The organism is Streptomyces sp. CBMA152, from assembly GCF_014596475.1.
Lineage (GTDB): Bacteria > Actinomycetota > Actinomycetes > Streptomycetales > Streptomycetaceae > Streptomyces.
In genome coordinates this window covers 151,845-177,835 of sequence record NZ_MECJ01000032.1, presented here as the reverse complement: position 1 = coordinate 177,835, position 25,991 = coordinate 151,845, and the positions used below count along the sequence as shown (strand labels likewise).

The window sequence follows — 25,991 nt, the reverse complement described above, 5'->3', positions numbered from 1 at the left end:
TCACCACCCACCCCGAGCCGGTGCTCGCCGCCTTCCAGGCACGGCTGTTCCAGCCGGGGGAGGGCGCGGCCGAGGTGCTGCGGGCGCTCGCCGAGATCAACACGCCCGCGCTCGCGCGCCGCGTCGGCGGGGCGGGGTCGGGGTGCGGGTGGGTCATCGGGGGCCTCCTGTCGTGCGGTGGGGCGGCGCCCGTGCGGTGCTCCGGGAGCACGACCGTCGGCGCCGCCTCCACTGTCTCCTCCACCGCGTGCCCACGCCCGTCGGCGGTACTCCATCCGTCAGCGGGATCCATGGCCGCCGCCGTGTCGGTCGATCGTGTCCCCGAGGGATTCCAGGAGATCGCGCAGCGCCTCGGCGAGCGTGTCGCGCCGCGCCGGATCCAGGGCCGCGAGCAGCCGCTCCTCGGTGGCGAGGTGGTCGGGCAGCGCCCGGTCGATGAGCGCGTGCCCGGCGTCGGTGAGGGCCACCTGGACAACCCGGCCGTCGGTCGGGCTGGGCGTACGGGCCACCAGGCCGCGCGCCTCCAGCCGGTCGAGCCGCTGGGTGACGGCGCCCGAGGTGACCATCGAGCTCCGCATCAGTTCGGCCGGGGTGAGCAGATGCGGCGGCGCGCTGCGGCGCAGGGTCGCGAGCACGTCGAAGGACGCCGGGTCGAGGTCGTGTTCCGCGAAGGTGCGGCGCAACTCGGCCTCGACCAGCCGCGTGAGCCTTTTGAGCCGCCCGATCACCGCCATCGGCGACACATCGAGGTCGGGGCGGCGTGCGCCCCACTGCTCCAGCACCAGGTCCACGTGATCGGTCACCGTTCCACCCTAGCCAATCTCTTAGCAGTGAGATACTTTCTCTTAGCGCTAAGAGATTCAGTGGGGCCGAGCAGAAGGAAGTGGACAGCATGCGCATCACCGTCTTCGGAGCCGCCGGGAACGTCGGCAGCCGTGTCGTGGCCGAGGCGGTCTCGCGGGGGCACGAGGTCACCGCGGTCGTCCGCGACGAGGCCCGCTTCCCCGAACTCCACCCGGCCGCCCTGCCGCGTACGGGAGACGCCCGCAACGTCGAGGACGTGGCCGAACTGAGCGCCGGGCAGGACCTGGTGATCACCGCGACCCGGCCCGCGCCCGGCAGTGAGGGCGACCTCGTCACCGCGACCAAGGGGCTGCTCGCGGGTCTTGCCGGAACGGGCGTGCGGGTGCTGCTCGTCGGCGGCGCCGCGACCCTCACCGTGCCCGGCACCGGCGGCGCCACCGTCGTCGACGACCCCGACTTCCCGGCCGACCTGCGGCCGATAGCCCAGGCGTGCACCGAGCAGCTGGAGGTCTGCCGCGCGGAGACCGGCGTGGACTGGGCCTACCTCAGCCCGGCCGCGCTCCTGGAGCCCGGCGAGCGCACCGGCACGTACCGCCTCGGCGCCGACGAGCTGCTGGTGGACGCCGAGGGGCGGTCCGCCGTCTCGATGGAGGACCTGGCGGTGGCGCTCCTCGACGAGGCCGAGCGCCCCCGGCACCACCGCACCAGGTTCACCGTCGGGTACTGACGTGCCCCTCAGTGCCCGAGCAGCGTCCTCAACTCGGGCTGGATCAGGTCCCCATGGGCCTGTACGAGGTCGTCGCACAGGTCCCAGATCCGCTCCACCGGCAGGGTGGCGGCGGTCGCCGGGTCGGTCATGGCCGCGTGCCGCACATGCCGGGGCTCGCCCTCGGTCGCGGCCCTGACCACCAGATCGGTGACGCTCGCGTACGTACGGTTCAGCGCCGCGCACTGCGGCGGGAGCGCACCCACGCGGGTCGGCTGCACACCCAACCCGTCGACCAGGCACGGGACTTCGACCACCACATCGCTCGGCAGGTTCGAGATGAGGCCGTTGTTGGGGACGTTGCCGTAGATCGTCCGGGGCGTGCCCGTCACGATGCTGTGGATGATCTGCGGGGCGTACTCCATGGTGCCCTCGACGGGCAGCGGGCGGCCCGCCGCGAGTGCGTTGCGGGTGCGCTCGTAGCTGACCGTGTTGTCCTCGATGATGTCGAGATACGCGCCGATCGGCAGCCGCAGCCGCTCCACCTCGCTGTCGTGGTGCAGGTACCACGGCACGTACTCCGAGGAGTGCTCGCTGGTCTCGGTGGGGTAGTGGCCGAGCCTGCGGTACATGTCCACCCGGACCCGGCGCAGCAGTTCGCGGTCCTTCTCGATGGCGGCGTCGAGCAGCGGATGCAGGTCCTGGCCGTCCCGCTCGAAGCGCAGCACCCAGGCCTGGTGGTTCATCCCGGCGGCCAGGTACGACACCTCGGAGAAGTCCACGCCGACCAGCTCCGAGAGGTCGTGCATCGTCCAGTACACCGAGTGGCACATCCCCACCGCCCGCTGCCGGGGCGCGATCCGGTGCAGATACAGCAGGTTCATCGCCATCGGGTTGGTGTAGTTCAACAGCCAGGCGTCCGGGCAGAGTTCGGCCATGTCCTCGGCGATGCCGCGCAGCACCGGGAAGGTCCGCAGCGCGCGGAAGATGCCGCCGATCCCGAGCGTGTCCGCGATGGTCTGGCGCAGCCCGTAGCGGGCGGGGACGGCGAAGTCGGTGCGGGTCGCCGCGTTCATGCCCACCTGGACGGTGTTGATGACGAAGTGCGCCCCGTCGAGCGCGCCGCGCCGGTCCGCGTGTGCGGTGATGATCGGTGCGACCTTGAGCGCCCCGGCGATGTGCCGGGCCGCCGCCTCGCTGGTGGCGAGCCGCTCGGGGTCGATGTCGTGCAGGGCGATACGGGCCCGGGCGAACTCGGGGAAGGCGAACAGATCGGCCAGCAGCCCCTGGGTGAACACGACGCTGCCCGCGCCCATGAAGGCGATCTTCACTTCGGCCGGTTCGGTCATCGCGGCGACTCCAGTCGTGTCGGTGATGCGGTTCATGTCGGCCATGCGGAACTCCCGCTGTTCGTAGGTCGGTTGACCGGGGCGCAGCCGACGGCCTCGTCCCAGGTGGGCTGAGCCGCGGTGCCGCCGCGGCCCCGGGTGGACAGTGAGCCGCAGGCCGCCGCCACGGCGAGCGCGTCCGGCAGCGCGAGGCCGCGCAGTACGGCGGCGAGGAACCCGGCGTCGAAACTGTCCCCGGCGCCGACGGTGTCCAGCGGCTCGACCGGGACCGCCGGAGCCGTCGACAGCCGGGTCCCGTCATGGGCGAGCGCGCCCTCGGCGCCGTTCTTGACCACGACAAGTCCCGGGCCCCGCCTGGCCAGTGCGGCGGCGGCCCCGGCCACGCCCTCGGTGTCCGGCGCCAGGGCGCGCGCCTCGGCGGCGTTCGGCAGCAGTTGGTCGGTCACCTTCAGGACCGGGTCGAGCAGCTCCCGGTCCCAGCGCCCGGACGGGTCGTCGTTGGTGTCCAGAGAGGTGGTCGCGCCGAGCTCGCGCGCCCGCGTGAACACTGCGGCCAGCGCCCGGGCGAGGCGCGGCATCAGGAAGAACGAGCCCGCGTGGACATGCCGGGCCCCGGCGAGCAGCGTGTCGGGGACGTCCTGCGGCCCGGTCGCGGCCAGACACCCCGGCGCGGTGAGGATGGCCCGGTCGGCGCCGTGCGTGAGCACCGCCGTGAGCGGGGTGGCCAGTTCGGGGTCGGTCGTCAGGGCCGAGGTGTCGACCCCGCGCGCGGCCAGGGCCGTACGCACGAAGGCGCCCGCCGGATCGTCGCCGACGCGGCCCGCGAACGCCACCCGCAGCCCGAGCCGCGCCGCCCCGCACGCGGTGATCGCGGCGGATCCGCCGAGGACGAGATCGGCCCGCTCGACGAGCTGTTCGCGCTGCCCGTACACGAGGTCGCGCGGCACCGGGCCGAGCACCACATCCGGATTGGCGTCCCCGACGACCAGCAGGTCGAAGGGGCGGGAGCGGGATGAAGGCATGGCAAAGGGCTTTCTGGATCGGTGAGTTGACGTATCGTCAGCGAGTTCGTCCGGTGGGTGGGCCCCGGCTCAGCCCTTCAGGCCGCTCGACGTCAGCGACTGGATGAAGGTCTTCTGCGCGAACAGGAACGCGAGCAGCACCGGCAGCACGGTGATGACATTGCCCGCCATCACCGCCGCCCACTGCGTGTGGTGCTGCCCCTGGAAGGTCGTCAGGCCCAGCTGGAGCGTGTACTGGGTGTCGTGGTTGATGGCGATGAGCGGCCAGGACAGGTCGTTCCAGGTGGCCAGGAAGGTCAGCACCGCGACCGTCGCGAGCGCCGGGCGGGCCAGTGGCGCCACGATCGAGAACAGCACCCGCAGCCGCGAGCACCCGTCGATCCAGGCCGCCTCCTCCAACTCCCTGGGCAGCCGCAGGAAGAACTGCCGGAAGAGGAACACCGCGAACGGGGTGACCAGCGACGGCACGATCAGCGCGCCCAGCGTGTCGATCAGCCCCAGCCACTTCATCACCAGGAACGTCGGGATCATCGTCAGCTGGAACGGCACCACCATCGTCGCCAGCATCAGGACGAGCAGGGCCCGCGAACCCCGGAAGCGCATCCGGGCGAACGCGTATCCGCCGAGGGAGCCCAGCACCAGGTTCGCGCCGACGGCGACGGTCGAGACGATGCACGAGTTGGCGAACCAGCGCGGGAACATCGCGTTGCCCAGCACATAGCGGTAGCCCCCGAGGTCGATCCCCTTGGGCCACAGCGCGGGCGGGAAGCGGTTGATCTCCGCGTTGGTCATCACCGAGCTGAGCACCAGCCACACCAGCGGCAGCGCGAACCCGATCGACAGCGGTGCGAGCAGCAAGTGCCAGGCGCTGAACGGCAGTCGGCGCCGCCGCCGGGCGGTCTGCGCGGCCGGGGCCGCCGTCGGCGCGGCGCCCTCGCCGACCATGGTGGAGGCGGTCATCGCGCCACTCCTTCCGCGCCGCGCAGCCCGGGCGTTCCGGCCGCGCCGGTCGTACGCTCGCGATGGCGCCGGTACAGCGTCACCGCCGTGCCCGCGAGGAGCAGGGCGACCGCGAGTACGTACGCGGCGGCTGCGCCGTAGCCCGCCGTGAACGTACGGAACGCCTGCTCCCAGACGAAGTAGACGATGACCGTGGTCGAGCCCAGCGGCCCGCCCTTGGTCGTCACGTACACCAGGTCGAAGACCTGCAACGCGGTGATCAGCTGCCACAGCACCAGGAACGCGGTGACCGGCGCGAGCGTCGGCAGCGTGACGTATCGCAGCACCTGCAGGCGGTTCGCCCCGTCCAGGCGTGCGGACTCGACGAGTTCGGCCGGTACGTCCTGGAGCGCGGCGAGGAAGACCACCACGCAGAACCCGACCCCGCTCCACAGCGAGATCATCAGCAGCACGTACAGGGACTGGCCAGGGTCGGTGAGAAAGCCCTGCGGCGAGACGCCCAGCTTGTGCAGCACGGAGTTGGCCGCGCCGAACTGCGGGTCGAAGATGAACGAGAACAGCACGCCCTGGGCGGCCGCCGAGACCACGAACGGTATGAAGACCAGCGTCCGGTAGACCCCGACGAACCGGATCCGCCGGTTGAGCGCCAGGGCCAGCGCCAGGCCACCGGCCAGGCTCACGGGTACGAAGATGCCCGCGTACGTCAGTGTGTTCTCGACGGCCTTGCGGAACCCGGGGTCCTTCGACAGGGCCCGGTAGTTGTCCAGGCCCACCCAGCGGCCCGGTGTGACCAGGTCGTCGGCGCGGAAGGACAGCAGCAGCGACCAGATCACCGGCACCACGCTCAGCCCCAGGATCACCAGGACCGACGGGCTGATGAACGCCCAGGCGGTGGCGGTCTCGCCGCGTGCCCGCCGGCGCCGGGCACGGTGCCGGGCCATCGCCTCGCGGTCGGCCGGGGCCACCGTGAGCGGACGGGGCGGGCCCGTTCGGGATGCTCGGGGCACGAGGACCCTCCTCATCGGGGAATCAGCAGGGCCGCGCCGGCCTTGTCGGCGCACTGGCGCACCGCCTTGGCGGGGGAGGCGCGGCCGAGCAGCACGGACACCACGGCCTCGCCGGTGGCCTGCGAGATCTGCGGATAGGCGGGGTGGATGGGCCGCACCCGGGCGGTCTCCAGGGCCTTGGTGAACACCGGCAGGCCGACGGTGTCGGCGGAGTGCCGCTGCCAGGTGCTCTGGCGCTCGCTCTCCTTGCTCAGCGGCAGGCTGCCGCCCCCCATGTCCCACCGCACGTCCTGCGCGGGGGTGATGAGCCACTGGACGAACTCCACGGCGGCCTTCGCGCGCGCCTTGCCGTTGTCGAAGACCGTCCAGGTGTCGGGGCCGGAGATGGTGAGCGGCCTGCCGCTGTACGTCGGCATCGGGACCACGTCGTACGGCAGCTTCGACTCCAGGATGTTGGGCAGCTGCCACGGTCCGGTGATCACCATCGCCATCCGGCCGGAGACGAATACCTGGTACATCTGCTCGCTGCCGGGCTTGGGGTCGATGTAGACGCTCTTGTCGGCGACCAGTTGGGCCACGGTCTCCAGGGCCCGCTTGCCCGAGTCCACGAAGCCGATGTTCTTGCCGTCGGGGGCGATCACGTCCCCGCCGAGATCCCACACCATCGGCCACAGCCGCCACACGGTGTCCTCGTCACCGGCGCCCGGCCAGCCCGTGCCGAACACCCCGTGCCCGGCGTCGGTCAGCTTCTTGGCCGTCGCCACGAACTCCGCCCAGGTCCAGCCCGCGCGGGGGAGCGGGATGCCGGCGCGTCTGAAGAGGGTGGTGTTGCAGGCGACGGCGAGCGAGTCGAGCAGCGAGGGCGCGGCCCGCACCTTGCCGTGCAGCGTGACGGCCTCCCTGACGGAGGGCCAGAAGTCGTTCCAGGGCGGCGATCCGCCGTGCAGCGCGCTGGTCAGATCGACGACCTTGGGGCTGCGCGCGATGCTCGCGAGGTCCGAGCCGAAGATGTACGCGATGTCGGGGTAGGCCCCGGCCGCGAGCGCCGCCGTCACCTTCTGCAGCATGGCGTCGGCCACCACACCGCCGCCGTTCGCGTTCACCCGTACGCGGGACTGCGACCGGTTGAAGTCGGCGGCCAGCGCCTCGATCACCTTGGCGCCGGCCTCGTTCTGACCGTGCCACATCTCGATGGTGACTCGGCCGTCCGCGCCGATCCCGTTCGAGGTGGTGGCCGCGCAGGCGTCGAGGAGCGGGAGGGCCCCGGCCCCGGCGGCGAGCGCCGCCCCGGCGCGCAGCACCCGTCGGCGCGGCGGGCGGCCTGGGGAGTCCTGGGGCTCACTGGTGCGGTCCGAAGCGGCGGGCATGGTCGTTCCATCCCTTAGCGGGTACGCCCCGCCTCGGACGCGGGACACACGTCCTGGCGACTCGGGCCGGACTTCGGACCTGGTCGGGATCCGCTACCGGCTGGGCGCACCACTCGAAGCGCCGGGCCGCTCGTAGGCCCCGCACTGGCTGGATGAAAGCGCCTCGGCGCACACGCGTCAAGTACCCAGGGGAAAGCGCTGTCGACGTGCCGTCGGGCACCACACCCCACGTCGGGGGCACAACAGTGCGCTTCCGGCCGAGCCGGGGTGATCTTTCGGACTAACTTGTTCCCGGCGGACACCGAAGTGATCCCACACGCACTAGATGTGAGGGCTCGTCACTGTTCGCATCACCTGTTCGGAGATCACCGATGAGACGTTTCCCGAGGCTGCGCGTCCTCGTGGCCATGGGCACCTCGGCCGTCGCGCTCGCCGCGACGGCCCTGCTCGGCGCCGCCCCCGCCCAGGCCGCCCCGCTCCCGGAGAAGGCGCCTTCCGCACCGGCCGCGTGCTCGGGCACGTACGAGGGCGACGAGCGGCTGGGGCCGCAGAACCTGCCGAGGCCCTGGGACGACCCGGTCGGCCCGCTGGTCCTCGGCTACCACCGCACCGGCCACCTCACGCCGACCGCGTTCCTCGCCACCTACTGGGACACCACGGCGGGCAGCTGGAAGTACCCGCCCAACGACGGCTTCGCCAACCGCTACGACGGCAGCCTCGACAAGCGCGCGGTCAATCTCCACGTCGGCGAGGACCTGGACCGCTTCGGCTCCGAGTACGGCGCCTTCCTCGCCCCGGCCGGCGCGAGCTACGCCCGCCGGGCGCTGCCCCCGCAGAGCCTGATCACGCGGGAGGCCGCGTACCCGTGCGCGTACCACGCGTACGAGGTCACCAAGAGCTTCACCGTCTGGCAGGGCCGGATCGCCCCCTGGTTCGAGCAGCGCGGCGGCGGCCAGCAGGTCAAGCTCGACCCGGCGTTCGTCGACCCGGGCGCGGGCCAGAAGCTCAATGTGAAGTGGCTCCTGGACCACGGCTACCTGAAGGCCGAGAACAACCCGGCGGCGGCGCGGAGCGCGCTCGCGGGTGTGACGGGCAGCTGACGTACTAGGGCCGGGTGAACCCCAGCTCCGACCAGCTCACTCCGGAGCGGCCGTGCAGATCCACGCGGCCGCCCCGGTGCAGGACGCGCAGTCCCGCGGCCTCGGCGAGTGCCACGGTCTCGGCGTCCGGCACCTCGAACATCCGCCGCCCGGGCGGCACCGGGCCGCTGCGCACCCGCATGAGCAGCGTGCCGCCGGGCGCGAGGAGTTCGGCGACGTTCGGCATGGCCCGGGCGCGCTCGGCGGCGTCGAGATGCATCCAGACCGCCGTGATCAGGATCAGGTCGAACCGTTCGCCCCGAGCGCGCAGCCCCGCCAGCTCCGGCAGTGCGTCGTCGAGCCAGGACACGGCGGTGTCCGCGTGCAACCGCTCGGCGTGGGCGCGCAGTTCGGCGGTCGGCTCGGCCGCCGTCACGGTGTGGCCGAGGCGGGCGAGCGCCGCCGCGTCCCGCCCGGTCCCGGCGCCGATGTCCAGCACCCGTGCGGGCGCGGCCGGGAGGAGGTGCAGCAGTTCGCCGTGCACCTCCTCGAAGGTCACGCTCTCGTACTGCACGGCCAGCACGTCAGCCTCCGCGCCGTACCCCTGGGTGCCCGTCGTGGTGTCCGTCATCGCGCCAGGCTAAACGATCAACCTGTACGAGGTCCCGCACTTCATGACCCCCGAGGTAATCGACCAACTCCCCGCCCCTGCCGCACTATCGATCACGTAAGCAGCGCAGTGAGCGAACACCGACGGGGAAGGACCCAGCACCATGCCGTACTTCGAGACCAGCACCGATGGCACCCGCCTCCACTACGTCGACTACGGGCCGCGTGACGGGCGGACCGTCGTCTTCGTCAACAGCTCCTACTTCGGTACGGAGATGTGGGAGTTCCAGATGCCGGCGCTGGCGGGGGAGGGCTACCGGTGTGTCGGGTTCGACCGGCGCGGGCACGGGCGGTCCGACGACGTGTGGGGCGGGTTCGACCTGGACACCCTGGCCGGGGACGTGGGCGCGCTCGTCGACCACCTGGACCTGGGCGACATCACCCTGGTCGGGCACTCGATCGGCACCGCCGAGATCGTCCGCTATCTCACGCTCCACGGCAGCGGGCGGGTGGCGCGCGTGGCCCTGGTGGCCGGAATGGCACCCGGGCCCGCGCGCTCCGCCGATCACCCCGACGGCGTCGACCCGGCCCTCATCGAGGCCGGGAACGAGGCCTTCCGCAAGGACCGGCCCGCGTTCTTCGCCAGCGGCGCGGACGACTTCTTCGCCCTGCACCGCCCCGGCAACGAGGTCTCGCCCGCAGCCGTCCAGTACTGGGTCGACCGCTGCGCGGGTGCCACCGCCCGGGCGGGCAACGCGCTCGGGGAGCTCGTCGTGACCCTGAACGTCGCCCCCGAACTGGCCAAGATCGACGTACCGGTCCTGGTCGTCCACGGCACCCACGACGTCTCGGCCCCGATCGCCCTCACCGGCGAGCGCGCCGCCCGACTGATCCCGGGCAGCACGCTGCGGGTGTACGAGAACGCGGGCCATGGCCTGTTCGTCACCCACGCCGATCAACTCACCGCAGATCTGCTGGAGTTCGCGAACCAGTAGGGCGCCCTCAGATCCCCGGCAGACCCAGCGCGATCCGGGCCTCGTCCATCAGGCGCCCGTCGAGGCCCGGCACGTTCATCCGGTTCTTGATCAGGGCGAAGGAGAAGCGGTGGGCGGGGTCGGCGCAGGCCGTGGTGCCGCCCGACCCGTTGGTGCCGAAGGCGCCGGCCGGGTAGCGCATCATGGAACCCTCACCGCCCAGCATGAAGCCGTAGCCCTTCAGCAGCTCCGAGCCGAGCGAGCGGTCCTTGCCCGAAACCCTGGGCGCCGTGGCTGCCTTGAGGGTGGCGTCGGAGACCAGGCGTACGCCGTCGATCTCGCCGCAGGCCAGCGCCGCGTACATCCGCGAGGCCGCCCGGGCGGTCACCGTGCCGTTGGCCGGGAGCGCGGCGCGGCGGTAGTCGGTGCGGTTCGCGAGCGAGGCCACCGGGAGCACCTGCCGGGGCGCGCAGACGAAGAAGGGCGCGCCCTCGGGGATCCTGTCCAGGAGCGCCGCCCAGCCGCCGTCGTAGCAGGTGGCGAGGCGGTCCACGAGCCGGTCGGGGACGGCGAACAGCAGCGAGTCCGCGATGCCGAGCGGCGCCGCGATCTCGTCGCGCAGCAGCTCGTCGCAGGTGCGGCCGGTGGCCTTGCGCAGGATCTCGGCGAGCAGGATGCCGTACGTCCAGGCGTGGTAGCCGGTCGCGGTGCCCGGCTCCCACAGCGGCGCCTGACCGGCCAGCCAGTCCCCGACCGCCGGGATGTCGAACAGCTCCTCGGGGGTCAGATCCGGGGGCAGCTGCGGCAGACCGGCCGAGTGGGAGAGCAACTGCCCGAGCGTGATCCGGTCCTTGCCGTTGGCCGCGAACTCCGGCCAGTGCGCGGCGATCGGGGCGTCGTAGTCGAGCACGCCCTTGTCGACGAGGACGGCGACGAGGGCAGCGGCGACGCCCTTCCCGGTCGACCAGGACGGCACCAGCGTCTCGCCGTCCATGGCCTGCCCGGACTCGATGTCGGCCAGGCCCGACCAGGCGTCGACGACCAGTTCGCCGTCGAGGTGGACGGCCACCTGGATACCGGTCTCCTCGCCGGACGCGGTGAGTTCGTCGAGGATCTCCTGGACCCTCGTTTGGGCGGCGTTCGACGGTGGTGCCTCGGTCATGTCACTTCTCCCCGTGTTTTTGCTAGTGGCCGTCCGCGCGGACGGCCACCGTCCTCGAACCTCCCAGGCTACATTCGCGCGAACTCCGCCCCCGTGATCACCTGAAACGGCAGCCACGTCGAAGTGGCCGTCCCGGCCAGGCGGTTCTCGGTGCGCAGCGCGGTCAGCTCGTCGGCCGACAGCGCCTTGCGGGTGATCCGGAACTCGTCGAGCGCCCCCGTCAGCGCGTCGGTCCCGTCGAACTCGGCGCCGAGACGGAAGCCGTCCACGGCATACGTGTCGCCCACGGTCACCGCGCCCGCCGGGACCGCCGAGCTGCCCAGGGTCGCGCCGTCGACGATCAGCAACAGCTGTCCGCCGGAGCGCTCCAGGGCGACCTGGTGCCAGGCGCCGTCGCCGAAGCCCGAAGCCGCCGAGGCGTCCACGGCGGCCACCACGGTGGTCGCGGTGTCCGTCTCGAAGGCCGCATACAGCCGGTCCTGCGAGGGCTGGGCCCGCAACCAGATCTGCCGCTCCGAGGTCCCCGTTCCGTACGCCCAGAGCAGCACTTGGTCCGGACTCCCGCTGGTCGCCGCGTACTTGAGCCAGGTGCTGACGGTGAAGTCCGCCGAGCCGAGGGCGGTCGCCGCGCCGTAGGGGAGGTCGACCGCGTCGTCCACCCCGTCGAAGCCGAGCGCGTTCCCGAACTTCCCGGGCACGGTGGCCGCGTCGCCCCGCACGAAGCCGTGGCCGCAGTGGACCGTGGAGTCCGGTGTGGCAGGGCCCGCGACGGGCCTCACGACGTCCTTGGCCCCGTACCGGTCCTCGAACGACCACCACAGCGCGGGCGGATCGGCCGGGTAGGAGCCGGACGAACCGGCCGCCGACCCCGCGACCGAGGCGATCTCGGCCGTGCTCAGCGCCCGGTGGTAGACCCGGAACTCGTCGACGTCGCCGGTGAGGACGCTGGTGCCGTCGAGCTTCGAGCCGACCCGCACTCCCTGCTGTCCGCTGCCCTGGGCGGGTGTGAGCGACCCGGTGAGTCCGCCGACGGTGACCGGGCTGCGGGCGTCGACGCCGAGCGTGACCTTGTCGGTCGAGCGGGTCAGGGTCATCAGGTGCCAGGCGTCGTCCCCGTACGCGGTCGTCGAGGTGGTGTCCGGCAGGGCGACGGCGGCGGTGCTCGTGTCCGTCTGGACCCAGGCGTAGAGCCGGTCCTGCCCGGGCTGCGCGCGCACCCACAGCTGAGGACTGCTGCCGCCCGAGCCGTACGCCCACACCAGGGCCTGGTCGGCGGTGGTGGGGCTCGCCGCGTAGCGGAACCAGAGCGTGTACGTGAAGTCGCCGGAGCCGACGTCGAGTGTCGGCGAGAACCCGGTCTCGGTGCCCGGATGCGTACGGTCGACGCTCGCCGCGCCCGAACCGATCCGGCCCGTCACCAGGGTGTGGGCACCGCCGAGCAGGGTGCCGCTCGCGCAGTGGCCGGAGACGTCGTCCTCGATGGTGATCGTTCTGCGCTCCGGCACGACCGCCGTGTCGATCACCTGGAACGGCAGCCGGGCCCCCATCGAGCGGGTGGCCGCGTCGGTGTCCAGGGTGGTCGCGTTGGCCCGCACCTGAGCCAACTGACTGTCCGTCAATGCAGAGCGATAGAAGCGGAATTCATCAACCGAGCCGCCGAACGCGTCGCTCGCCGCGCTGTCGGACTTCGCGCCGATGCGGATCCCCTCGACGCCGTTCTGCGGTGCGTCGGTGACCGATCCCGCGACGCCGGTCGCCGTCGCGGTGACCGTGCCGTCCACGGTCAGCCGGATCCGCGCGCCCGTGCGGACCAGCGCCGCATGGTGCCACTGGTCGTCGCCGAACGCGACGGCGGCCGAAGGGTCGCTCAGGGTGAGCCGGGCCCCACCGCCCCCGCCCTGCACCCAGGCGTACAGCCGGTCGTCGGCGGGCTGAGTGCGCAGCCACACCTGCGGCTTGCCCGCCCCCTGCCCGTACGCCCAGAAGAGCGCCTGCTGCTTGGACGCGGTCGTGGCCGCGTACTTGAACCACATCGCGTACGTGAAGTCGCCCGCGCCCGGGTCCAGCGTCTTCGCGTACGGCACATCGGCGTAGTCGCCCGTGCCGTCGAGGACGAGCCCCTGCCCGAAGCGGCCGCTGCCGAGGGTCGCGTCGCCTTGCAGATACGCGTCGTTGGCGTCCGGGCCCGCGTCGGGGCTGGTGCGACCCGCCGTCGGGCTCTTCTGGGGGGAGCCCTTGCCGGTGAACGTGCCCGGGACGCCCAGTGCGCCGGGTGTGGTGACGTTGAAGCGGATCTCGTCGGCGGAGTTGGTCGGGCCGCCCTCGTTGACCAGTCCGATCTCGCCGGTGTCCAGTTCGGCGAGGTCGGAGTAGGAGGCGCGGTCGTTGCTGATGAGCCCGTTGGGGGCGGCGGTCCAAGTGGTGCCCTGGTCGATGGAGTAGCGGATCTTCATCAGCTTGCGGTCGGAGGGGTCCGAAGGCGCCGAGAAGATCATGGTGTCGCCCGGGGTGCGCTGATAGGTCTGACGCAGTGTCAGGGCGGAACCCTGGACCTCCGGGGTGATCAGACCGGGCACGACCGTGGAGGCGGGGACCGTGGTTCCGCCGTCGGTGCTCACCGCGCGCGTACGATGGTTGGCGCTGCCGCCGATCTCGTTGCGGGCCGCCAAGTAGACTCTTCCGCCCGGGAGTTCGGTCACCGAGACCTCGCCGGGTTTGACGGACCCGGCCACGTACGAGTTGGCCGTGGAGCTCGCCCGCCATGTGGCGCCGTGGTCGTCGGAGTAGAGGACACCCGCGTACCGGGTCGCCGAGGCCGGGTTCTGGTGCGCGCCGACGACGAGGCGGCCGGCATGCGCGCCCTCGGTGAGCTGGACGCCGTGCGAGGGGCCGGTGGCGAACCAGCCGTTGTTGGCCCCGCTGAACGTCGGCAGGGCCCTGGGCCTGCTCCAGCTGACCCCGTCGTCGTCACTGCGCTGCACCCACGGCAGCCGGAGCCCGGTCGGGGTGGCCTCGTTGGAGGTGGACAGCAGGAACACGCTGCCGCTCTCGCGGTCCACCACGGGCGCCGGGTTGCCCCGGGTGTAGGGCGCGGTGGGGTCGTCGGGGCCGCCTTCGAGGACGACATGGGCCGGGCCCCAGGTGCGGCCGTCGTTGGTGGAGCGGCGCATCACCAGATCGATGTCGCCACGGTCGGCGCAGGTGGGCGACTTGCGCCCCTCGGCGAACGCGAGCAGGCTCCCCGCCTTGGTCTTCACAAGCGCCGGAATCCGGTAGCACCCGTAACCGCCCACGCCGGAGCGGAACAGCACCTGCTCGGCGCCGACGAGGGCGCGCGAGGACGCCAGCGGACCGCTCGCGGACGCGGCGGGCACGGCGAACAGGACGGCGACGGCCGCGACGGCGAGCGCGAGCAGAGCGGCGGGGGAACGGACCGGCGCCCGTCTGCGGCGGGTGACCAATGGGTTGCTTGGGGCCGGTGAGTTGTACGGGGTGAACGGCATGGGGATCATGGTGGTGATCGGCGGGCGCCGGAACCGGGCGATACCGGGTGGCTGGGCGTTGAACGCCGGATGAAATCTGCGTGCCGCCCGTCATCCGGGACCCACGTCTACACGCGCGGCCGGTGGCCTTCCTCCTGGTGCGGGAACGTCTGGCCGCCGCCCGGCAGCGTCGGCTTCGGCAGCGTCGCCACCTCCTGCTTCGCCTGCGCCAGCTGCTCAGCCGTGTTCCGGGGCAACTGGGGCGGGTTCGGCCGGGCCTGGGTGAAGCGGAAGGCCGAGGTGAAGTCGCCGAAGGTGCGTCGGCGCCACTGGCTGATGTTGGGCTCCGCGACCCCGGTGAACGCCTCCAGGAACTGGAGCGCCGAGGTGTGGTCGAACGCCTCGCTCGCGACCCAGCCCCCCACGGTCCAGGGCGAGACGACGATGGCCGGGACCCGGAACCCGCCGCCGATGGGCAGACCCTGGACGAACTCGTCGGCCGTGCCCGCCGTCGGCGTCGGCGGGGCCACATGGTCGAACAGGCCGTCGTTCTCGTCGTAGCTGAGGAGGAACGCGGTCTTCGCCCACACCTTCGGATTCGCGGCGATGGCCTCGATCTTCCGCGCCACGAAGTCCGCGCCCGCCGCCGGCAGATAGTCCGGGTGCTCGGACTGATAGCTCGTCGGCATGATCCAGGAGACCGCGGGCAGCCGGTCGGCCCGGGCGTCGTCCTCGAAGGTGCCCTCGGGCTGCGGGCGTACCCCGCGTTCGTACAGCTCGGAGCCGGGTTTGGCGTCCTTGAAGACCTGGAACTGCTCCAGCATGTTGCAGCCGTAGTCATCGTTCTGCTGGTAGACCTTCCAGCTGACCCCGGCCGCCTGCAACCGCTCGGCGTACGTCGTCCAGCGGTACGGCGTGGGTGCCAGGTTGTCGATGACCGGACCGCCCAGGGTGCCGCCGGGGTCGATCGTGCCGGTCATCCAGTACAGCCGGTTCGGCCAGGTCGGGCCGAGGACCGAGCAGAAGTAGTGGTCGCAGACCGTGAAGGTCTCCGCGAGGGCGAACTGGAACGGGATGTCCTGGCGGGTGTAATACCCCATCACATAGGGCCCGTTGACCCCGTCGGCCTTGCGGTGCGCGGGCAGCCACCGGTCCATTGTCCCGCCGTTCCACGCCTCGTGCTGCACGGACCAGGCGTGGCTGGTGGACGGGATGGCCTGGGCGCTGGAGCGGTGGGTGTCCAGGTGGAACGGGAGCGTGTAGCCGTCGGGGTTGACCGCGTCCGGCTGGTAGAAGACGGAACGGCCGCCGGGCAGCTTCAGCGCCTGTGGATCGTCGAAGCCGCGTACGCCGGAGAGCGTGCCGAAGTAGTGGTCGAACGAGCGGTTCTCCTGCATCAGCAGCACCACGTGCTCGATGTCGCGGACGGACCCCCGACGCGGCGGCCCGGCCGCCACGGCCTTCTGCACACTGGGTGGCAGCAGCGAGAGCGCGGTCGCGCCCGCCGCCGACCCGAGGAGTCTGCGGCGCGTCAACTCGGCCATGAACGTTCCCTCCCGGCCCGACCAAGGGGGACCCGGGCCCGCCCGACCATAAGGGCCCGGCGCGCCGGGCCGGGGGAGCGGCGGGCGCGCCGGTCAAAGGTGTGACGGTCCTACGGAAGGGGGGTGGCGGCGAGGATGCCGTGGTCAGCCGCGTGCCGCCCGCAGCAGCACGGCGGCCGCCTCGCGTGCCTGGAGCGCGGGCTTGCGGTTCTCGAAGATCCCGGCGGTCACCATCGCGCCCTCGGCGAGCAGCGTCAGGTGGTCGGCCAGGCTCGCGGGCAGCCCCGCGTCGGCGACCAGGCCGCCGACGTATGTACGGAAGGCGCGCTTGTGGGCGCGGGCCTGGGCGGCCACGCGCGGCGAGGTGGCGCCGAGCTCGCCGTACGCGTTGATCCAGGCGCAACCGCGGAAGCCGGGCTCGCCGAACCAGCGGTGCAGATGGTCGAAGACGGCGAGGATCCGCTCCTCGGGTGTCTCATGGCGCTCGACATGGTCGGCGAGGCGGCCGCGCCAGACGGTGTCCCGGCGCTCCAGATACGCCTCGACCAGCTGGTCCTTGGCGGGGAAGAGCCCGTACAGACGCTTGAGGGAGAGCCCGGAGGCGGCCCGGATCTCGTCCATGCCGACGCTCTGCACGCCCCGGGCGTAGAACAGCGACTCGGCGGCGTCCAGTGCCCGCTCCCGTGCGTCCGCGCTGTCCATGACTCCACCACTCCTTGAAATGAGAACGACCGTTCTCTAGAGTAGCCGCACGCAAGGGAGAACGATCGTTCTCCCTGCCTCGACCCAGCCGTTCGGACCTCAGACCGAAGGAAGCCGCCATGGATGCCCGCCCGCCCCTGCCCCCGTTCGACCTGGACACCGCCCGGCAGAAGGTCCAGACCGCCGAGGACGCCTGGAACACCCGCGACCCGCAGAAGGTCTCGCTCGCGTACACGGAGGACTCCCGCTGGCGCAACCGCGACACCTTCGTCACCGGCCGCGCCGCGATCGTCGAGCTGCTCACCGCGAAGTGGAACCGTGAGCTCGACTACGCCCTGCGCAAGGAGCTGTGGGCGTTCGAGGGCAACCGCATCGCGGTGCGTTTCCAGTACGAGTGCCGCGACGCCTCGGGGCAGTGGTGGCGCAGTTACGGAAATGAGCTCTGGGAGTTCGACGAGCGCGGTCTGATGGCGCGCCGCGAGGCGAGCATCAATGACGTGGCCATCGCACAGTCGGATCGGAGGATCTTCGGAACACGCCCCGAATCCGAGCGAGGAGTTCCCTTTCCGCTCCGCTGAACAGGGGAATTTTGGAGTGGTTGGGTGAGCCGGGTCGTTCTTCCAGGGCGGTAGGTGTCCGTCAGAAATCCTCCGACCCAGAGGGATGGAAGTACACATGAAGCTCACCAAGCGGGCCGGCCTCGCGGCCATGATGACGTGCATGGCCACGGCGGCGACGGTCGCGCCCGCCGCCGCCGGACAGTCGGTACCCGTCGTGGTGCCGCTGCAAGGTCTGGAGACGGCCCTGCCGCTCGACGCCCCCACGGTGAGCACCGGCGTACCGATCCCGATGCCCGGCTCGCCCGGTGGCCCCCGGCACGTGGTCGGTTCCCTGCTGCCGTCCCCGGTGCTGCCCTCGCTCCCGGTGACCACCGAAGTGCCGTCGACCCTGCTCAAAGCACCCCTGAAGGACCCGCTGACCGACGACCATCTCGGCTCGGCCGCCCTCGCCACACCGGAGTCACCCTTGCGCGCCGAGAGCCCGGGGGCGGTCCTCGGTGCGCCGCTCACGCCGCCGAAGGCCGAGCTGTTCGGGCTGCCCGCGCTGGACGAGCCGCACGCCGGTCTGCTCGCCCCGACCCTGCACGGCTCGCCTGCCGCCAACCTGGGTCTGCTGTAACCGCACGTGCGTCTAGCGCATGGAGTGTCTGTGTGTCAAGGGCACTAGAAATGCGCGGACTTGGGCTCGTAGCGTCGGAAGTGCCCCCACTGTTGGACGAAGGAGCTCTTCCATGGACCACTCACGTCTTGTCGCGGTCACCGAATACGTCAACCGGAATGCCCCCCACCTCGCATTCGAGAAGTCGTCATTCAGCGACCTCGACTACTCCAAGGATTGCGTCGGATTCGCCGTCGACGGTGACAGTGTCGCGGTGACCCATACGAAGCACGCCGACGCGCCCGTGCTCCGCTACAGCCGCTCCGAGATCGCCGCCATGGTCCGTGCGGCGAAAGCGGGACAGCTGGACAAGTTCTGCTGAGCCGGCCCCCTCGCATCGCCCGCGGCCGCCCCCGACATACGGCCGCGGGCGATGCGCTGTTCTGATCTTGTGCTGGTGAGCGCAACGTTCCGGCCGAATCGGTGGGGTCGGACACCGACTTGTGAAGCCGTCCTCACAACACCCCGGCGCCCGCCCGGGTGCCCCGTCCGCCGGTGACGGCGGGGTCACAGGCGGTTGCGACGCCCGGCGGGGCAGGGATCGGCCGTCCCCGTACGGGGTACGAGATCCCCGAGGGCATACGAATTTGCGTCACCGTCCGCACAGTTTCCACATCCGCGGGCGAATTTGTTCGCGAAGTCGGTCACTATCACGGCCGTTGAGTACGTCATAGAAGCGGATACCGAACAACACCCGGCGAGCGGCCGCCGGTGACTGTCCCGCCAAGGGGGGCGACATGGAAGAGATCTGCGTTCCACTGTATGTCGAACTGCTGCACGAGGGTGATGCCATGACCCCCGTGGAGGCTCTGATGGCTTACGACCCCGCGGACCCGCTCGCGGTATCCGTGGAATTCGTCTGCGGCAATGGCATGCATACGACATGGACCATGGGGCGGGACCTGGTGGCCGAGGGTCTTGCCTCCCGCTGCCCGGTGGGCCTGGGCGATGTGCGCGTATGGCAGTACGGCGAGAGCGGGTTACGGATCCGGCTCCACTCGGACGAGGGCAGCGCCGACCTGCTCGCCGAGCTGGAGGACGTCGCCGACTTCCTCTCCCGTACGTACCAACTCGTCCCGGAGGGAAGTGAGTTGGACGGCATCGACGTGGACGAGGTGATACGGATGCTGCTCGCGGCAACGCCGGTGCAGGGGAGCTGCTGGTGCGGCCGGGAGTGTCCGTGCCACGACCACGGCACCGGGTGACATCGCCTCTGGCGCAGGGGTTCAGTGCATGGGGGAGGCCCCGAACATGGCGAGGCGGTCCGCCGTCGTGCTGTTCGGCGGCGGGGTGAACAGGACCAGGCGGTGATCGCCCTCGGGGGCGAGCAGTACCTGGCAGAACAGGTCGAACGGGCCGAGCTTCGGGTGGAGGACACGGACCCGGTCGCGCCGCCGCACCGCGACCTCGTGCAGCTCCCACAGCTCGGTGAACTCCGGGCTCGCGCCGTGCAGCCGTGAGATCAGCCGGGCCGACTCCGCGTCGCCGAAACGGCGCGCCGCCGCCGCGCGCAGATCTGCCACGTGCAGATGGCTGTAGTAGCTGTGCTCCTCCTCCGGGTACGGGGCCCGGGCCTCCGGCACGGTGAACCACCGCCACACCACGTTGCACCCGTGCTCGGAGTCCGCGCAGACCTCGCCGAGCAGCGCCCGGGCCATCCGGTTCTGGACGAGGATGTCGCCGAGGTCGCTCAGCACCACGGCCGGGGTGGTGGGCAGTTGGTCGAGCAGATGCAGCAGTCCGGGGCTGACCTTGCCGTCCGAGGAGCGCGCGGCGGGCGGCCGGTGACCGGAGAGAAAATACAGATGGTCGCGCTCGTCCTCGCTCAGCCGCAGGGCGCGGGCCAGCGCGCCGAGCATCTGCGGCGAGGGCTGCGGGCCCCGGGCCTGCTCCAGGCGGATGTAGTAGTCGGCCGACATCCCGGCGAGCTGGGCGACTTCCTCCCGGCGCAGTCCGGGCGTGCGGCGGCGCGGCCCGGCGGGCAGCCCGGCGTTCTGCGGGGTGACCCGGTCCCGGCAGCGGCGCAGAAAATCGGCGAGCTGGCGGCGGTCGGTCGTCATGATCCACATAATGGCGGAACCCGGAAGCGAGAACCAGGGATCGTGGATACCAGGGTTCCCTGGACTCCGGCTCAACCCTCGATCTCCACCCGGCCGGGCACCGGCACGGCCGACACGAACGTACGGCTGACGCTGAAGACGGACGCGGAGCTCTGAACTCCGGGCGTGGTTCGCATTCCGTAAGACTGGTGCAAGGCAACCGACAGAGCCGCGGCCACGATGGGGTGCATGGAACCCACGACGCAGCGCAACGAGGCGGCCGACAGGCTGCTCGTCGACATCGTGGAAGCGGTTCTGGCCCGTACGGGGGGCGGGCCAGCCACCGGTCAATGGCGGGTGAGGGAGGGGGAGTTCTGGTGTTTCGTCACGCCTCCCGACGAGCCGTCGCGGGTCCAGGGCTGGAAGCTGCACATCGCGGCGACGCCGCTGTCGGCGCCGCTGGTCCTGGCGCGGGCGGCCGCCGTGCTCGTCCGCCACGGGTGCCGGTTCAAGTTCGCCGGGACCCTCGGCCGTACCGGTGAGTTGGTCGCCCACCGGTACGACCGGGGCGGCGGCGGAAAGTTCCTCACCGTCTATCCCGAGGGGGGCGACGGCCGGCTGCGCAACCTGGCGAAGGAACTGCACGAGGCGACGCTGGGGCTGCCCGGGCCCGCGATCCTCTCCGACCGGCCGTGTTTCCCGCACAGCCTGGTGCACTACCGGTACGGGGTGTTCACCGGAGTTCGCGCGCTGGGCGACGACGGCACGCTCGGGGCGATGATGGTCGCGCCCGACGGGCGGCTCGTCCCCGACCGGCGCCGCGCCTGGTTCGCGCCGCCGCCGTGGGCGCCGCGCGATCCGTTCACGCACGGCGAGTCCACCGGGGTGCGCCGGCCCGCTCCGGCCGCCGTGCTCCTCGACGGCCGCTATCTGGTGCAGGGGGCGATACGGCACGCGTTCGGCGGCGGGGTCTTCCGGGGCGTCGACGAGACCACCGGCCTGCCCGTCATCATCAAACAGGCACGCCCGCACACGGCCGCCGCGCTGACCGGCGAGGACGCACGGGATCTGCGGCGCCACGAGGCGGCGATGCTGGAGGCGTTCGCGGGGAGCGGGTACACACCGGGCCTGGTCGCGCTCTTCGAGCAGCAGGGCGATCTGTTCCTGGTCCAGGAGGCCCTTGACGGGGTGACACTTCGTCAATGGGTGCTGGACAGGCTGGAGTTCGACGACGACAAGGGATGGGGAATACCGCTCACCGACGCTCTGCGCCGGGCACGCGCCCTCGCCTGTCTGATGCGTCTCGTTCACGCCGAGGGCTGGGTGCTGCGGGACTTCAACCCGAACAACGTGATGGTCGCCGACAACGGCGAAGTGCATCTGATCGACCTGGAGATGCTCGCCCGGCCCGGCGAGCCCGCCCGCCGCATCCACACCCCCGGATACGCGGCCCCGGAACAGCTGACCGCGCCGGGGTACGGCCCCGCACCCGACATCGCGTCCGATCTCTTCAGCTTCGGCGCCACCCTCTTCCATCTCGTCACCGGGGTCGATCCGCTGCTCGCCGCCGACGACCCCGGCGGACGCGCCCACGCCGAGCGCTTGGCGGCCTGGCTCGCCCGGCTCGCCCCGGGCAACACGGCGGCCCGGCTGCTCGCTCCACTCGTCGTCGCCCTGCTCGACGAGGACCCGGCCCGGCGCCCCGGCCTCGACGAGGTCTTGGACCGGCTGGCCGAGACGGCCCGCGCCGCCGACGAACACGCCCCCGTCGACATGGCGCAGGAGCCCGAAGACAGGACCGAAGCCGAGTCCGTGGAGCTGATCACGCACGGCGTCGCCCATCTGCTCGCCACCATGGAGAACGGCGGCCCGGACCGGCTCTGGCCCTCGGGACCGGTCGGCGCCGCGACCGACGCGTTCACCGTCCAGCACGGCGCGGCGGGCGTCCTCGGCGTACTGGTGCGCGCGTACGAGACCGGCGAGGACCCGGCGGTGCTCGACGCGGTCCGGGGTGCGGCCGAGTGGATCAGTCACCGTGTCGGCCGCGAGCCGCGCACCCTGCCCGGGCTGCACTACGGCCGCTCGGGCACCGCCTGGGCGCTTCTTGACGCGGCCCAACTCCTCGGCGACGACACGCTGTTGGGGCACGCCATGGAGCTGGCGGCCCGGGTGCCGGTCCGTTGGCCGAGCCCCGATGTCTGCCACGGGGTGGCCGGGGCGGGGCTCACACAACTCAGGTTCTGGGAGGCCACCTGGGACCGGCGCTATCTGGACCGGGCCCAGGAGGCGGGCGCCGAACTCGCCGCCACGGCGCACCGGCGCGAAGGGCGGCTGGTGTGGCCGGTACCGCGCGAGATCCTGGGCACCCCGGACGATGTCGTCCACTACGGCTTCGCCCATGGGGTCGCGGGCATCGGCGCGTTCCTGCTCGCCCTCGGCCGCGCGACCGGCACCCCGGCGTACGAAGAACTCGCCGTGGAGGCGGCCCAGACACTGCTCGATGTCGCCGAGGTGGCGGACGGGGCCGCGTACTGGCGCTCCGGCGAGCAGGGCGGCCCGCGCAAGACGCACTGGTGCAGCGGCTCCTCGGGGGTGGGGACGTTCCTGGTGCGGGTCTGGCAGGAGACCGGCGAAGCTGAGTTCCTGGAGTGCGCGCGGCAGGCGGCGGTGGCGGTGCGCCGCTCGCGTCGGCACATCGGCACATCCCAGTGCCACGGTCTGGCCGGGGACGGCGAGTTCCTGCTCGACCTGGCGGACGCCTGCGCCGACCCCGCGTACCGCGAAGGGGCCGGGGAACTCGCGGTGGCCCTCCAGATGCGCACTGTCCGGCGCGGCGGGCGCACGCTGCTGCCGGACGACAACGGCACCCAGGTGTGGGCCGGCTACGGCACCGGCCTGTCGGGCGCGCTCGCCTTCCTGCTGCGGTACGTCCACGGAGGTCCGCGACTGTGGCTGCCGCGCGCGCTCACGGCCACGCGGGATCAGCACTCCGGCATCGTCACGATGTCGGCCCGAGAGCACGCCGAGAGGGGGTGAACACCGTGACGGAATCCGATGTGACCGCTCTTCAGATGCTTGAGGAAGAGGAGGCGCCCGGCTCCGAGTCCTGGCCGCCGCCCACCGCCGGCGCGTGTTGCAGCACGTTCTGAACGGCCCTGTTCCGGGTCACCGTTGCCGAGCGGGAGCGGCAACGGTGACTCTCACTGATGGACCGTCAACTTCATTGTCAGGGCGCCCTGTTCGGCCCGTACCGCAGATACGTCAGCACCGCCGTGACCCGGCGGTGCACCTGGGACTCCTCGGCCAGGCCGAGTTTGGCGAACGTCGAGTTGACGTGTTTCTCGATCGTCGACTCGGAGAGCGAAAGGGACTCGGCGATGTTCCGGTTGTTCTTGCCCTGCGCCATCTGCCGCAGCACGTCGAGCTCCCGGCGCGTCAGCTGTGCGAGCGGCGCGTCGGCCGTACGGATATGGCTGCCGACCAGCACCTCCACGATGCGCGGGTCGATCACCGAGCGTCCGGCCGCGACTTCGCGCAGCGCGCGCAGCAGTTCCTCCAGCTCGCCGATCCGCTCCTTGAGCAGATACGCGAGGCCGTCGGTGCCCTGCTGGAAGAGGGCGAAGGCGTACTGCTCGTTGGCGTGCTGGGAGAGCACCACCACACCGATGCCCGGATGGGAGGCGCGGATGGTGTGCGCGGCGGTGATGCCCTCCGTGTGGTGTTCGGGCGGCATCCGGATGTCGGCGATCACCGCGTCGGGCCGGAACCGGTCCACCGCGTCGAGGAGTTCCTCGGCGGTGCCCACGGCCGCTATGACGTCGACCTCGCCGGTGTCCTCCAACAGCCGCCGGGTGCCCTCCCGTACGAGATAGTGGTCCTCCGCGATCACGATGCGCATGCGCGCGGGGGCATCAGGCATGGGCCGTCTCTCGTGAGCGTTCGGTGAGCTGGGCGCAGAGCGTGGTGCCGCCGCCGGGCCTGCCGGTGATGGACAGCCGGCCGCCGACCGCCTCGATCCGGTCGCGCAGCCCGGTGAGCCCCGAGCCGAGGCGGGACGCGGCGGGCAGGCCCACGCCGTCGTCGCTGACGTCGAGGCGGAGCGAGCCGTCGACGCGGGCGATCCTGATGATCACCCCGTCGGCCCGGGCGTGTTTGAGCACATTGGTCAGCGCCTCGGAGACCAGGAAGAACGCCGCCTCCTCGATCTCCGGCGCGAACCGTGCCGAGGACACCGAGGGGTCGATCTCGACGGTGACGGGCAGGGGCAGCCGACGGGCCTTGGACATCACGGCGGCGGCCAGGCCCTGGTCGGTCAGTACGGGCGGGTGGATGCCGTGCGCGAACTCGCGCAGGTCGTCGATGACCCGGCAGGCGTCGTCCTGGAGCTCGGTGAGCGTGGTGTGCACGGTGTCACCATTGCGGCAGAGCTGGTTGCGGGCGAGCGCCAATTTGGCCACCAACGCGACCAGTTCCTGCTGGATGCCGTCGTGCAACTGCCGCTCGATACGCCGCCGTTCGATGTCCTGCGCCTGGACGATCCGGGTCCGCGACGCGTTGAGCTCGCACGCCTGGCGCTGCACCTCGTCGACGCGGGTCGACAGCTCCGCCGTGAGCAGCGCGTTGTGGACCGCGAGCGCGGCCTGCCGGGCCAGGGTCTCGATCAGGTCCTGGTCCTCGGGCGTGAACCGGCCCTCCTCCTTCGGCCCGTACTCGATGACACCGAGCTCGTCGTCCCCGTACCGCAGCCGGACCTCGCCCCAGGGCTGCTCGCCGTCCGCCGCCCGTACGCCCGCGAACCCGGCGCCGAACGGCGGATGCCCGGCGGCGCCGAGGCGTACGCACACCCAGCGCAGATCGAGCCCGTCCCGCAGGGTGAGCGCCAGCTGCGGGCCGAGCCGTTTGAGGTCGTAGGCGTGCTCCAGGGTCGTACCGCACTGGACGAGCAGTTCGAAGCTGGAGGGCCGGGCCCCGAACACCCGGCGGGCGGCGAGGCGGTTGAGCTGGCGGTGCACGGGCTGGAACAGCATGGTCGCTCCCACCGCTACCAGGACCGCGAGGCCGATGGGCAGATACTGGCCCGCGGTCAGTCCGAGAGCCGTGGTCAGCCCCAGATACCAGGCGCTGATGAGCGTCCACAGCAGCCCGTAGACCAGCGAGCGCCGGATCGCGAAGTCCATGCCCGGCAGCCGGTGTCGGAACGCCGCGTACACGAGGCCCGCCGAGATCACGATGTACGGCAGCGCCCCCAGCGTCGAACCGAAGAAGTAGGCGGGCCCCTGGTCCTCCAGCCACAGCCGGAACAGCCGTGCCGAACCGCGCCCGGCGAACACCACGAAGGCGATCAGCGCGATCACCCACACCCGGTCCGTCCGCTCCGCCCGCCCGGCCCGCTGTTCGCGCGCGTCCAGGAGGGACCGTACGAGCAGAAGTCCCGCGCCCAGACCGGGCATCCACGCCTCCGGCTGGACCAGCAGCCACGGCAGCACCCGGTCCGACAGCGGCAGCGCCATCAGTGTCACGGGATAGGGCACGAGCAGCCAGAGCGCGCGCAGGACCACCCGTTCGTAGCGGTGGCGAACGCGTCCGTCGGGGAGCAGGGCCAGGAGTCGGCAGAGCATGATCGCGTCGAGTACGTCGAAGACCCGGGCGACGGCGAGGAAGAGCCACTCGCGGGCTGTGCCCGAGTGCCAGCCGGTCGCCGGCGGGGACATCAGCGTGAACCGCACGGCCATGCCGATCGCCCCGAACGACCCGGCCGCGAGCAGCCGACGGGCCACCGGATGCCGCGGGGCGCGCCACGACAGGGAGAGCCCGGCCACATAGATGGGCAGGATGCACGCCAGGCTCCACGGCAGCGTCTGCGCGGCGGAGATCCACACCCCCGCCGGTATCCCGTACAGCAACCCCAGCCCGCCGCAGACCGCGAGCACGCGCATCGGCCGTCCCTCACCAGGCGATTGCATGGTG

At 71.7% G+C, this 25,991-nt stretch carries 22 protein-coding genes; 8 read left to right on the top strand and 14 right to left on the bottom strand.

What is annotated here, in order from left to right; all coding sequences use genetic code 11:
* Nucleotides 1-278 precede the first annotated feature (278 nt).
* Nucleotides 279-803 carry a MarR family winged helix-turn-helix transcriptional regulator gene (locus tag BG418_RS33010; protein WP_188277727.1) on the bottom strand — a complete coding sequence of 175 codons (525 nt, stop codon included), beginning with the start codon at nucleotides 801-803 and terminating at the stop codon, nucleotides 279-281.
* Nucleotides 804-892: 89 nt separating this feature from the next.
* Between BG418_RS33010 and BG418_RS33005 the strand changes: the two genes are divergently transcribed.
* A complete protein-coding gene (locus BG418_RS33005; RefSeq protein ID WP_188277726.1) occupies nucleotides 893-1,531 on the top strand; it encodes an NAD(P)-dependent oxidoreductase in 639 nt (212 codons plus the stop codon).
* Nucleotides 1,532-1,539: 8 nt separating this feature from the next.
* On the opposite strand, the gene BG418_RS33000 is transcribed toward BG418_RS33005, so the two are convergent.
* The 5 genes from BG418_RS33000 to BG418_RS32980 all read right to left on the bottom strand — a co-directional run bounded on the left by BG418_RS33000 (nucleotide 1,540) and on the right by BG418_RS32980 (nucleotide 7,215).
* Nucleotides 1,540-2,859 carry an alpha-glucosidase/alpha-galactosidase gene (locus BG418_RS33000; protein ID WP_188277741.1) on the bottom strand — a complete coding sequence of 440 codons (1,320 nt, stop codon included), beginning with the start codon at nucleotides 2,857-2,859 and terminating at the stop codon, nucleotides 1,540-1,542.
* A gap of 32 nt (nucleotides 2,860-2,891) precedes the next feature.
* Entirely contained in the window at nucleotides 2,892-3,881 is a 990-nt protein-coding gene (locus tag BG418_RS32995; RefSeq protein ID WP_188277725.1) for a carbohydrate kinase family protein, read from the bottom strand.
* A gap of 69 nt (nucleotides 3,882-3,950) precedes the next feature.
* Nucleotides 3,951-4,841, bottom strand: coding sequence for a carbohydrate ABC transporter permease (locus BG418_RS32990; protein WP_188277724.1), 891 nt, complete (start codon nucleotides 4,839-4,841; stop codon nucleotides 3,951-3,953).
* On the bottom strand, nucleotides 4,838-5,863 hold the full coding sequence (locus BG418_RS32985; protein WP_399001230.1) for a carbohydrate ABC transporter permease: 1,026 nt from the start codon (nucleotides 5,861-5,863) through the stop codon (nucleotides 4,838-4,840). The genes BG418_RS32990 and BG418_RS32985 overlap by 4 nt, the downstream gene beginning before the upstream one ends.
* Nucleotides 5,860-7,215: an ABC transporter substrate-binding protein gene (locus tag BG418_RS32980; RefSeq protein WP_188277723.1), complete on the bottom strand. Its 1,356-nt coding sequence runs from the start codon at nucleotides 7,213-7,215 to the stop codon at nucleotides 5,860-5,862. The genes BG418_RS32985 and BG418_RS32980 overlap by 4 nt, the downstream gene beginning before the upstream one ends.
* 371 nt (nucleotides 7,216-7,586) lie before the next feature.
* Between BG418_RS32980 and BG418_RS32975 the strand changes: the two genes are divergently transcribed.
* Entirely contained in the window at nucleotides 7,587-8,315 is a 729-nt protein-coding gene (locus BG418_RS32975; protein ID WP_223185785.1) for a TNT domain-containing protein, read from the top strand.
* A gap of 4 nt (nucleotides 8,316-8,319) precedes the next feature.
* Here BG418_RS32975 and BG418_RS32970 read toward each other — a convergent pair whose 3' ends face one another.
* Entirely contained in the window at nucleotides 8,320-8,925 is a 606-nt protein-coding gene (locus BG418_RS32970) for a bifunctional 2-polyprenyl-6-hydroxyphenol methylase/3-demethylubiquinol 3-O-methyltransferase UbiG (protein ID WP_188277722.1), read from the bottom strand.
* 142 nt (nucleotides 8,926-9,067) lie between these two features.
* On the opposite strand from BG418_RS32970, the gene BG418_RS32965 reads away from it, so the two are divergent.
* Nucleotides 9,068-9,898 (top strand): alpha/beta fold hydrolase, encoded by an 831-nt coding sequence (locus BG418_RS32965; protein ID WP_188277721.1) that lies wholly within the window; start codon nucleotides 9,068-9,070, stop codon nucleotides 9,896-9,898.
* Nucleotides 9,899-9,905: 7 nt separating this feature from the next.
* On the opposite strand, the gene BG418_RS32960 is transcribed toward BG418_RS32965, so the two are convergent.
* From BG418_RS32960 to BG418_RS32945, 4 genes are all read right to left on the bottom strand, one after another.
* Nucleotides 9,906-11,039 carry a serine hydrolase domain-containing protein gene (locus BG418_RS32960; protein ID WP_188277720.1) on the bottom strand — a complete coding sequence of 378 codons (1,134 nt, stop codon included), beginning with the start codon at nucleotides 11,037-11,039 and terminating at the stop codon, nucleotides 9,906-9,908.
* Nucleotides 11,040-11,107: 68 nt separating this feature from the next.
* Entirely contained in the window at nucleotides 11,108-14,542 is a 3,435-nt protein-coding gene (locus BG418_RS32955; protein ID WP_188277719.1) for a sialidase family protein, read from the bottom strand.
* 107 nt (nucleotides 14,543-14,649) lie between these two features.
* Nucleotides 14,650-16,065, bottom strand: a complete 1,416-nt coding sequence (locus tag BG418_RS32950) for an alkaline phosphatase family protein (RefSeq protein WP_188277718.1) — start codon at nucleotides 16,063-16,065, stop codon at nucleotides 14,650-14,652.
* Between the two features lie 144 nt (nucleotides 16,066-16,209).
* A complete protein-coding gene (locus BG418_RS32945) occupies nucleotides 16,210-16,767 on the bottom strand; it encodes a TetR/AcrR family transcriptional regulator (RefSeq protein WP_188277717.1) in 558 nt (185 codons plus the stop codon).
* Nucleotides 16,768-16,886: 119 nt separating this feature from the next.
* On the opposite strand from BG418_RS32945, the gene BG418_RS32940 reads away from it, so the two are divergent.
* The 4 genes from BG418_RS32940 to BG418_RS32925 all read left to right on the top strand — a co-directional run bounded on the left by BG418_RS32940 (nucleotide 16,887) and on the right by BG418_RS32925 (nucleotide 19,190).
* Nucleotides 16,887-17,345 carry a nuclear transport factor 2 family protein gene (locus tag BG418_RS32940; protein WP_188277716.1) on the top strand — a complete coding sequence of 153 codons (459 nt, stop codon included), beginning with the start codon at nucleotides 16,887-16,889 and terminating at the stop codon, nucleotides 17,343-17,345.
* Between the two features lie 97 nt (nucleotides 17,346-17,442).
* The gene (locus tag BG418_RS32935) at nucleotides 17,443-17,946 is read left to right on the top strand and encodes a hypothetical protein (protein ID WP_188277715.1); all 504 of its coding nucleotides are present in this window, start codon (nucleotides 17,443-17,445) and stop codon (nucleotides 17,944-17,946) included.
* A 112-nt stretch (nucleotides 17,947-18,058) separates the two neighbouring features.
* Nucleotides 18,059-18,307: a DUF397 domain-containing protein gene (locus BG418_RS32930; protein ID WP_188277714.1), complete on the top strand. Its 249-nt coding sequence runs from the start codon at nucleotides 18,059-18,061 to the stop codon at nucleotides 18,305-18,307.
* Between the two features lie 490 nt (nucleotides 18,308-18,797).
* On the top strand, nucleotides 18,798-19,190 hold the full coding sequence (locus BG418_RS32925; protein ID WP_188277713.1) for an SsgA family sporulation/cell division regulator: 393 nt from the start codon (nucleotides 18,798-18,800) through the stop codon (nucleotides 19,188-19,190).
* A 21-nt stretch (nucleotides 19,191-19,211) separates the two neighbouring features.
* Here BG418_RS32925 and BG418_RS32920 read toward each other — a convergent pair whose 3' ends face one another.
* Nucleotides 19,212-20,045 carry a helix-turn-helix transcriptional regulator gene (locus BG418_RS32920; protein ID WP_223185784.1) on the bottom strand — a complete coding sequence of 278 codons (834 nt, stop codon included), beginning with the start codon at nucleotides 20,043-20,045 and terminating at the stop codon, nucleotides 19,212-19,214.
* A 228-nt stretch (nucleotides 20,046-20,273) separates the two neighbouring features.
* Here BG418_RS32920 and lanL point away from each other — a divergent pair, with 228 nt between their 5' ends.
* A complete protein-coding gene (lanL, locus tag BG418_RS32915; RefSeq protein ID WP_188277711.1) occupies nucleotides 20,274-23,060 on the top strand; it encodes a class IV lanthionine synthetase LanL in 2,787 nt (928 codons plus the stop codon).
* Between the two features lie 190 nt (nucleotides 23,061-23,250).
* On the opposite strand, the gene BG418_RS32910 is transcribed toward lanL, so the two are convergent.
* Both BG418_RS32910 and BG418_RS32905 read right to left on the bottom strand, forming a co-directional pair.
* Entirely contained in the window at nucleotides 23,251-23,943 is a 693-nt protein-coding gene (locus BG418_RS32910; protein ID WP_223185783.1) for a response regulator transcription factor, read from the bottom strand.
* Complete coding sequence (locus tag BG418_RS32905) at nucleotides 23,936-25,987, bottom strand: GAF domain-containing sensor histidine kinase (RefSeq protein WP_188277710.1); 2,052 nt, start codon at nucleotides 25,985-25,987, stop codon at nucleotides 23,936-23,938. Before BG418_RS32905 ends, BG418_RS32910 begins: the two co-directional genes overlap by 8 nt.
* Nucleotides 25,988-25,991 lie beyond the last annotated feature (4 nt).

Excerpts from the sequence above, each read along its gene's own strand:
- BG418_RS33005 (WP_188277726.1), top strand. The coding sequence starts at position 893 with ATGCGCATCACCGTCTTCGGAGCCGCCGGGAACGTCGGCAGCCGTGTC.
- BG418_RS32935 (WP_188277715.1), top strand. The coding sequence starts at position 17,443 with ATGAAGCTCACCAAGCGGGCCGGCCTCGCGGCCATGATGACGTGCATG.
- BG418_RS32950 (WP_188277718.1), bottom strand. The coding sequence starts at position 16,065 with ATGGCCGAGTTGACGCGCCGCAGACTCCTCGGGTCGGCGGCGGGCGCG.
- BG418_RS32965 (WP_188277721.1), top strand. The coding sequence starts at position 9,068 with ATGCCGTACTTCGAGACCAGCACCGATGGCACCCGCCTCCACTACGTC.
- BG418_RS32960 (WP_188277720.1), bottom strand. The coding sequence starts at position 11,039 with ATGACCGAGGCACCACCGTCGAACGCCGCCCAAACGAGGGTCCAGGAG.
- BG418_RS32940 (WP_188277716.1), top strand. The coding sequence starts at position 16,887 with ATGGATGCCCGCCCGCCCCTGCCCCCGTTCGACCTGGACACCGCCCGG.
- BG418_RS32910 (WP_223185783.1), bottom strand. The coding sequence starts at position 23,943 with ATGCCTGATGCCCCCGCGCGCATGCGCATCGTGATCGCGGAGGACCAC.
- BG418_RS32930 (WP_188277714.1), top strand. The coding sequence starts at position 18,059 with ATGGACCACTCACGTCTTGTCGCGGTCACCGAATACGTCAACCGGAAT.
- lanL (WP_188277711.1), top strand. The coding sequence starts at position 20,274 with ATGGAACCCACGACGCAGCGCAACGAGGCGGCCGACAGGCTGCTCGTC.
- BG418_RS32920 (WP_223185784.1), bottom strand. The coding sequence starts at position 20,045 with ATGACGACCGACCGCCGCCAGCTCGCCGATTTTCTGCGCCGCTGCCGG.
- BG418_RS32995 (WP_188277725.1), bottom strand. The coding sequence starts at position 3,881 with ATGCCTTCATCCCGCTCCCGCCCCTTCGACCTGCTGGTCGTCGGGGAC.
- BG418_RS32990 (WP_188277724.1), bottom strand. The coding sequence starts at position 4,841 with ATGACCGCCTCCACCATGGTCGGCGAGGGCGCCGCGCCGACGGCGGCC.
- BG418_RS32985 (WP_399001230.1), bottom strand. The coding sequence starts at position 5,863 with ATGAGGAGGGTCCTCGTGCCCCGAGCATCCCGAACGGGCCCGCCCCGT.
- BG418_RS32945 (WP_188277717.1), bottom strand. The coding sequence starts at position 16,767 with ATGGACAGCGCGGACGCACGGGAGCGGGCACTGGACGCCGCCGAGTCG.
- BG418_RS32905 (WP_188277710.1), bottom strand. The coding sequence starts at position 25,987 with ATGCAATCGCCTGGTGAGGGACGGCCGATGCGCGTGCTCGCGGTCTGC.
- BG418_RS32970 (WP_188277722.1), bottom strand. The coding sequence starts at position 8,925 with ATGACGGACACCACGACGGGCACCCAGGGGTACGGCGCGGAGGCTGAC.
- BG418_RS32980 (WP_188277723.1), bottom strand. The coding sequence starts at position 7,215 with ATGCCCGCCGCTTCGGACCGCACCAGTGAGCCCCAGGACTCCCCAGGC.
- BG418_RS32925 (WP_188277713.1), top strand. The coding sequence starts at position 18,798 with ATGGCTTACGACCCCGCGGACCCGCTCGCGGTATCCGTGGAATTCGTC.
- BG418_RS32955 (WP_188277719.1), bottom strand. The coding sequence starts at position 14,542 with ATGCCGTTCACCCCGTACAACTCACCGGCCCCAAGCAACCCATTGGTC.
- BG418_RS33000 (WP_188277741.1), bottom strand. The coding sequence starts at position 2,859 with ATGACCGAACCGGCCGAAGTGAAGATCGCCTTCATGGGCGCGGGCAGC.
- BG418_RS32975 (WP_223185785.1), top strand. The coding sequence starts at position 7,587 with ATGAGACGTTTCCCGAGGCTGCGCGTCCTCGTGGCCATGGGCACCTCG.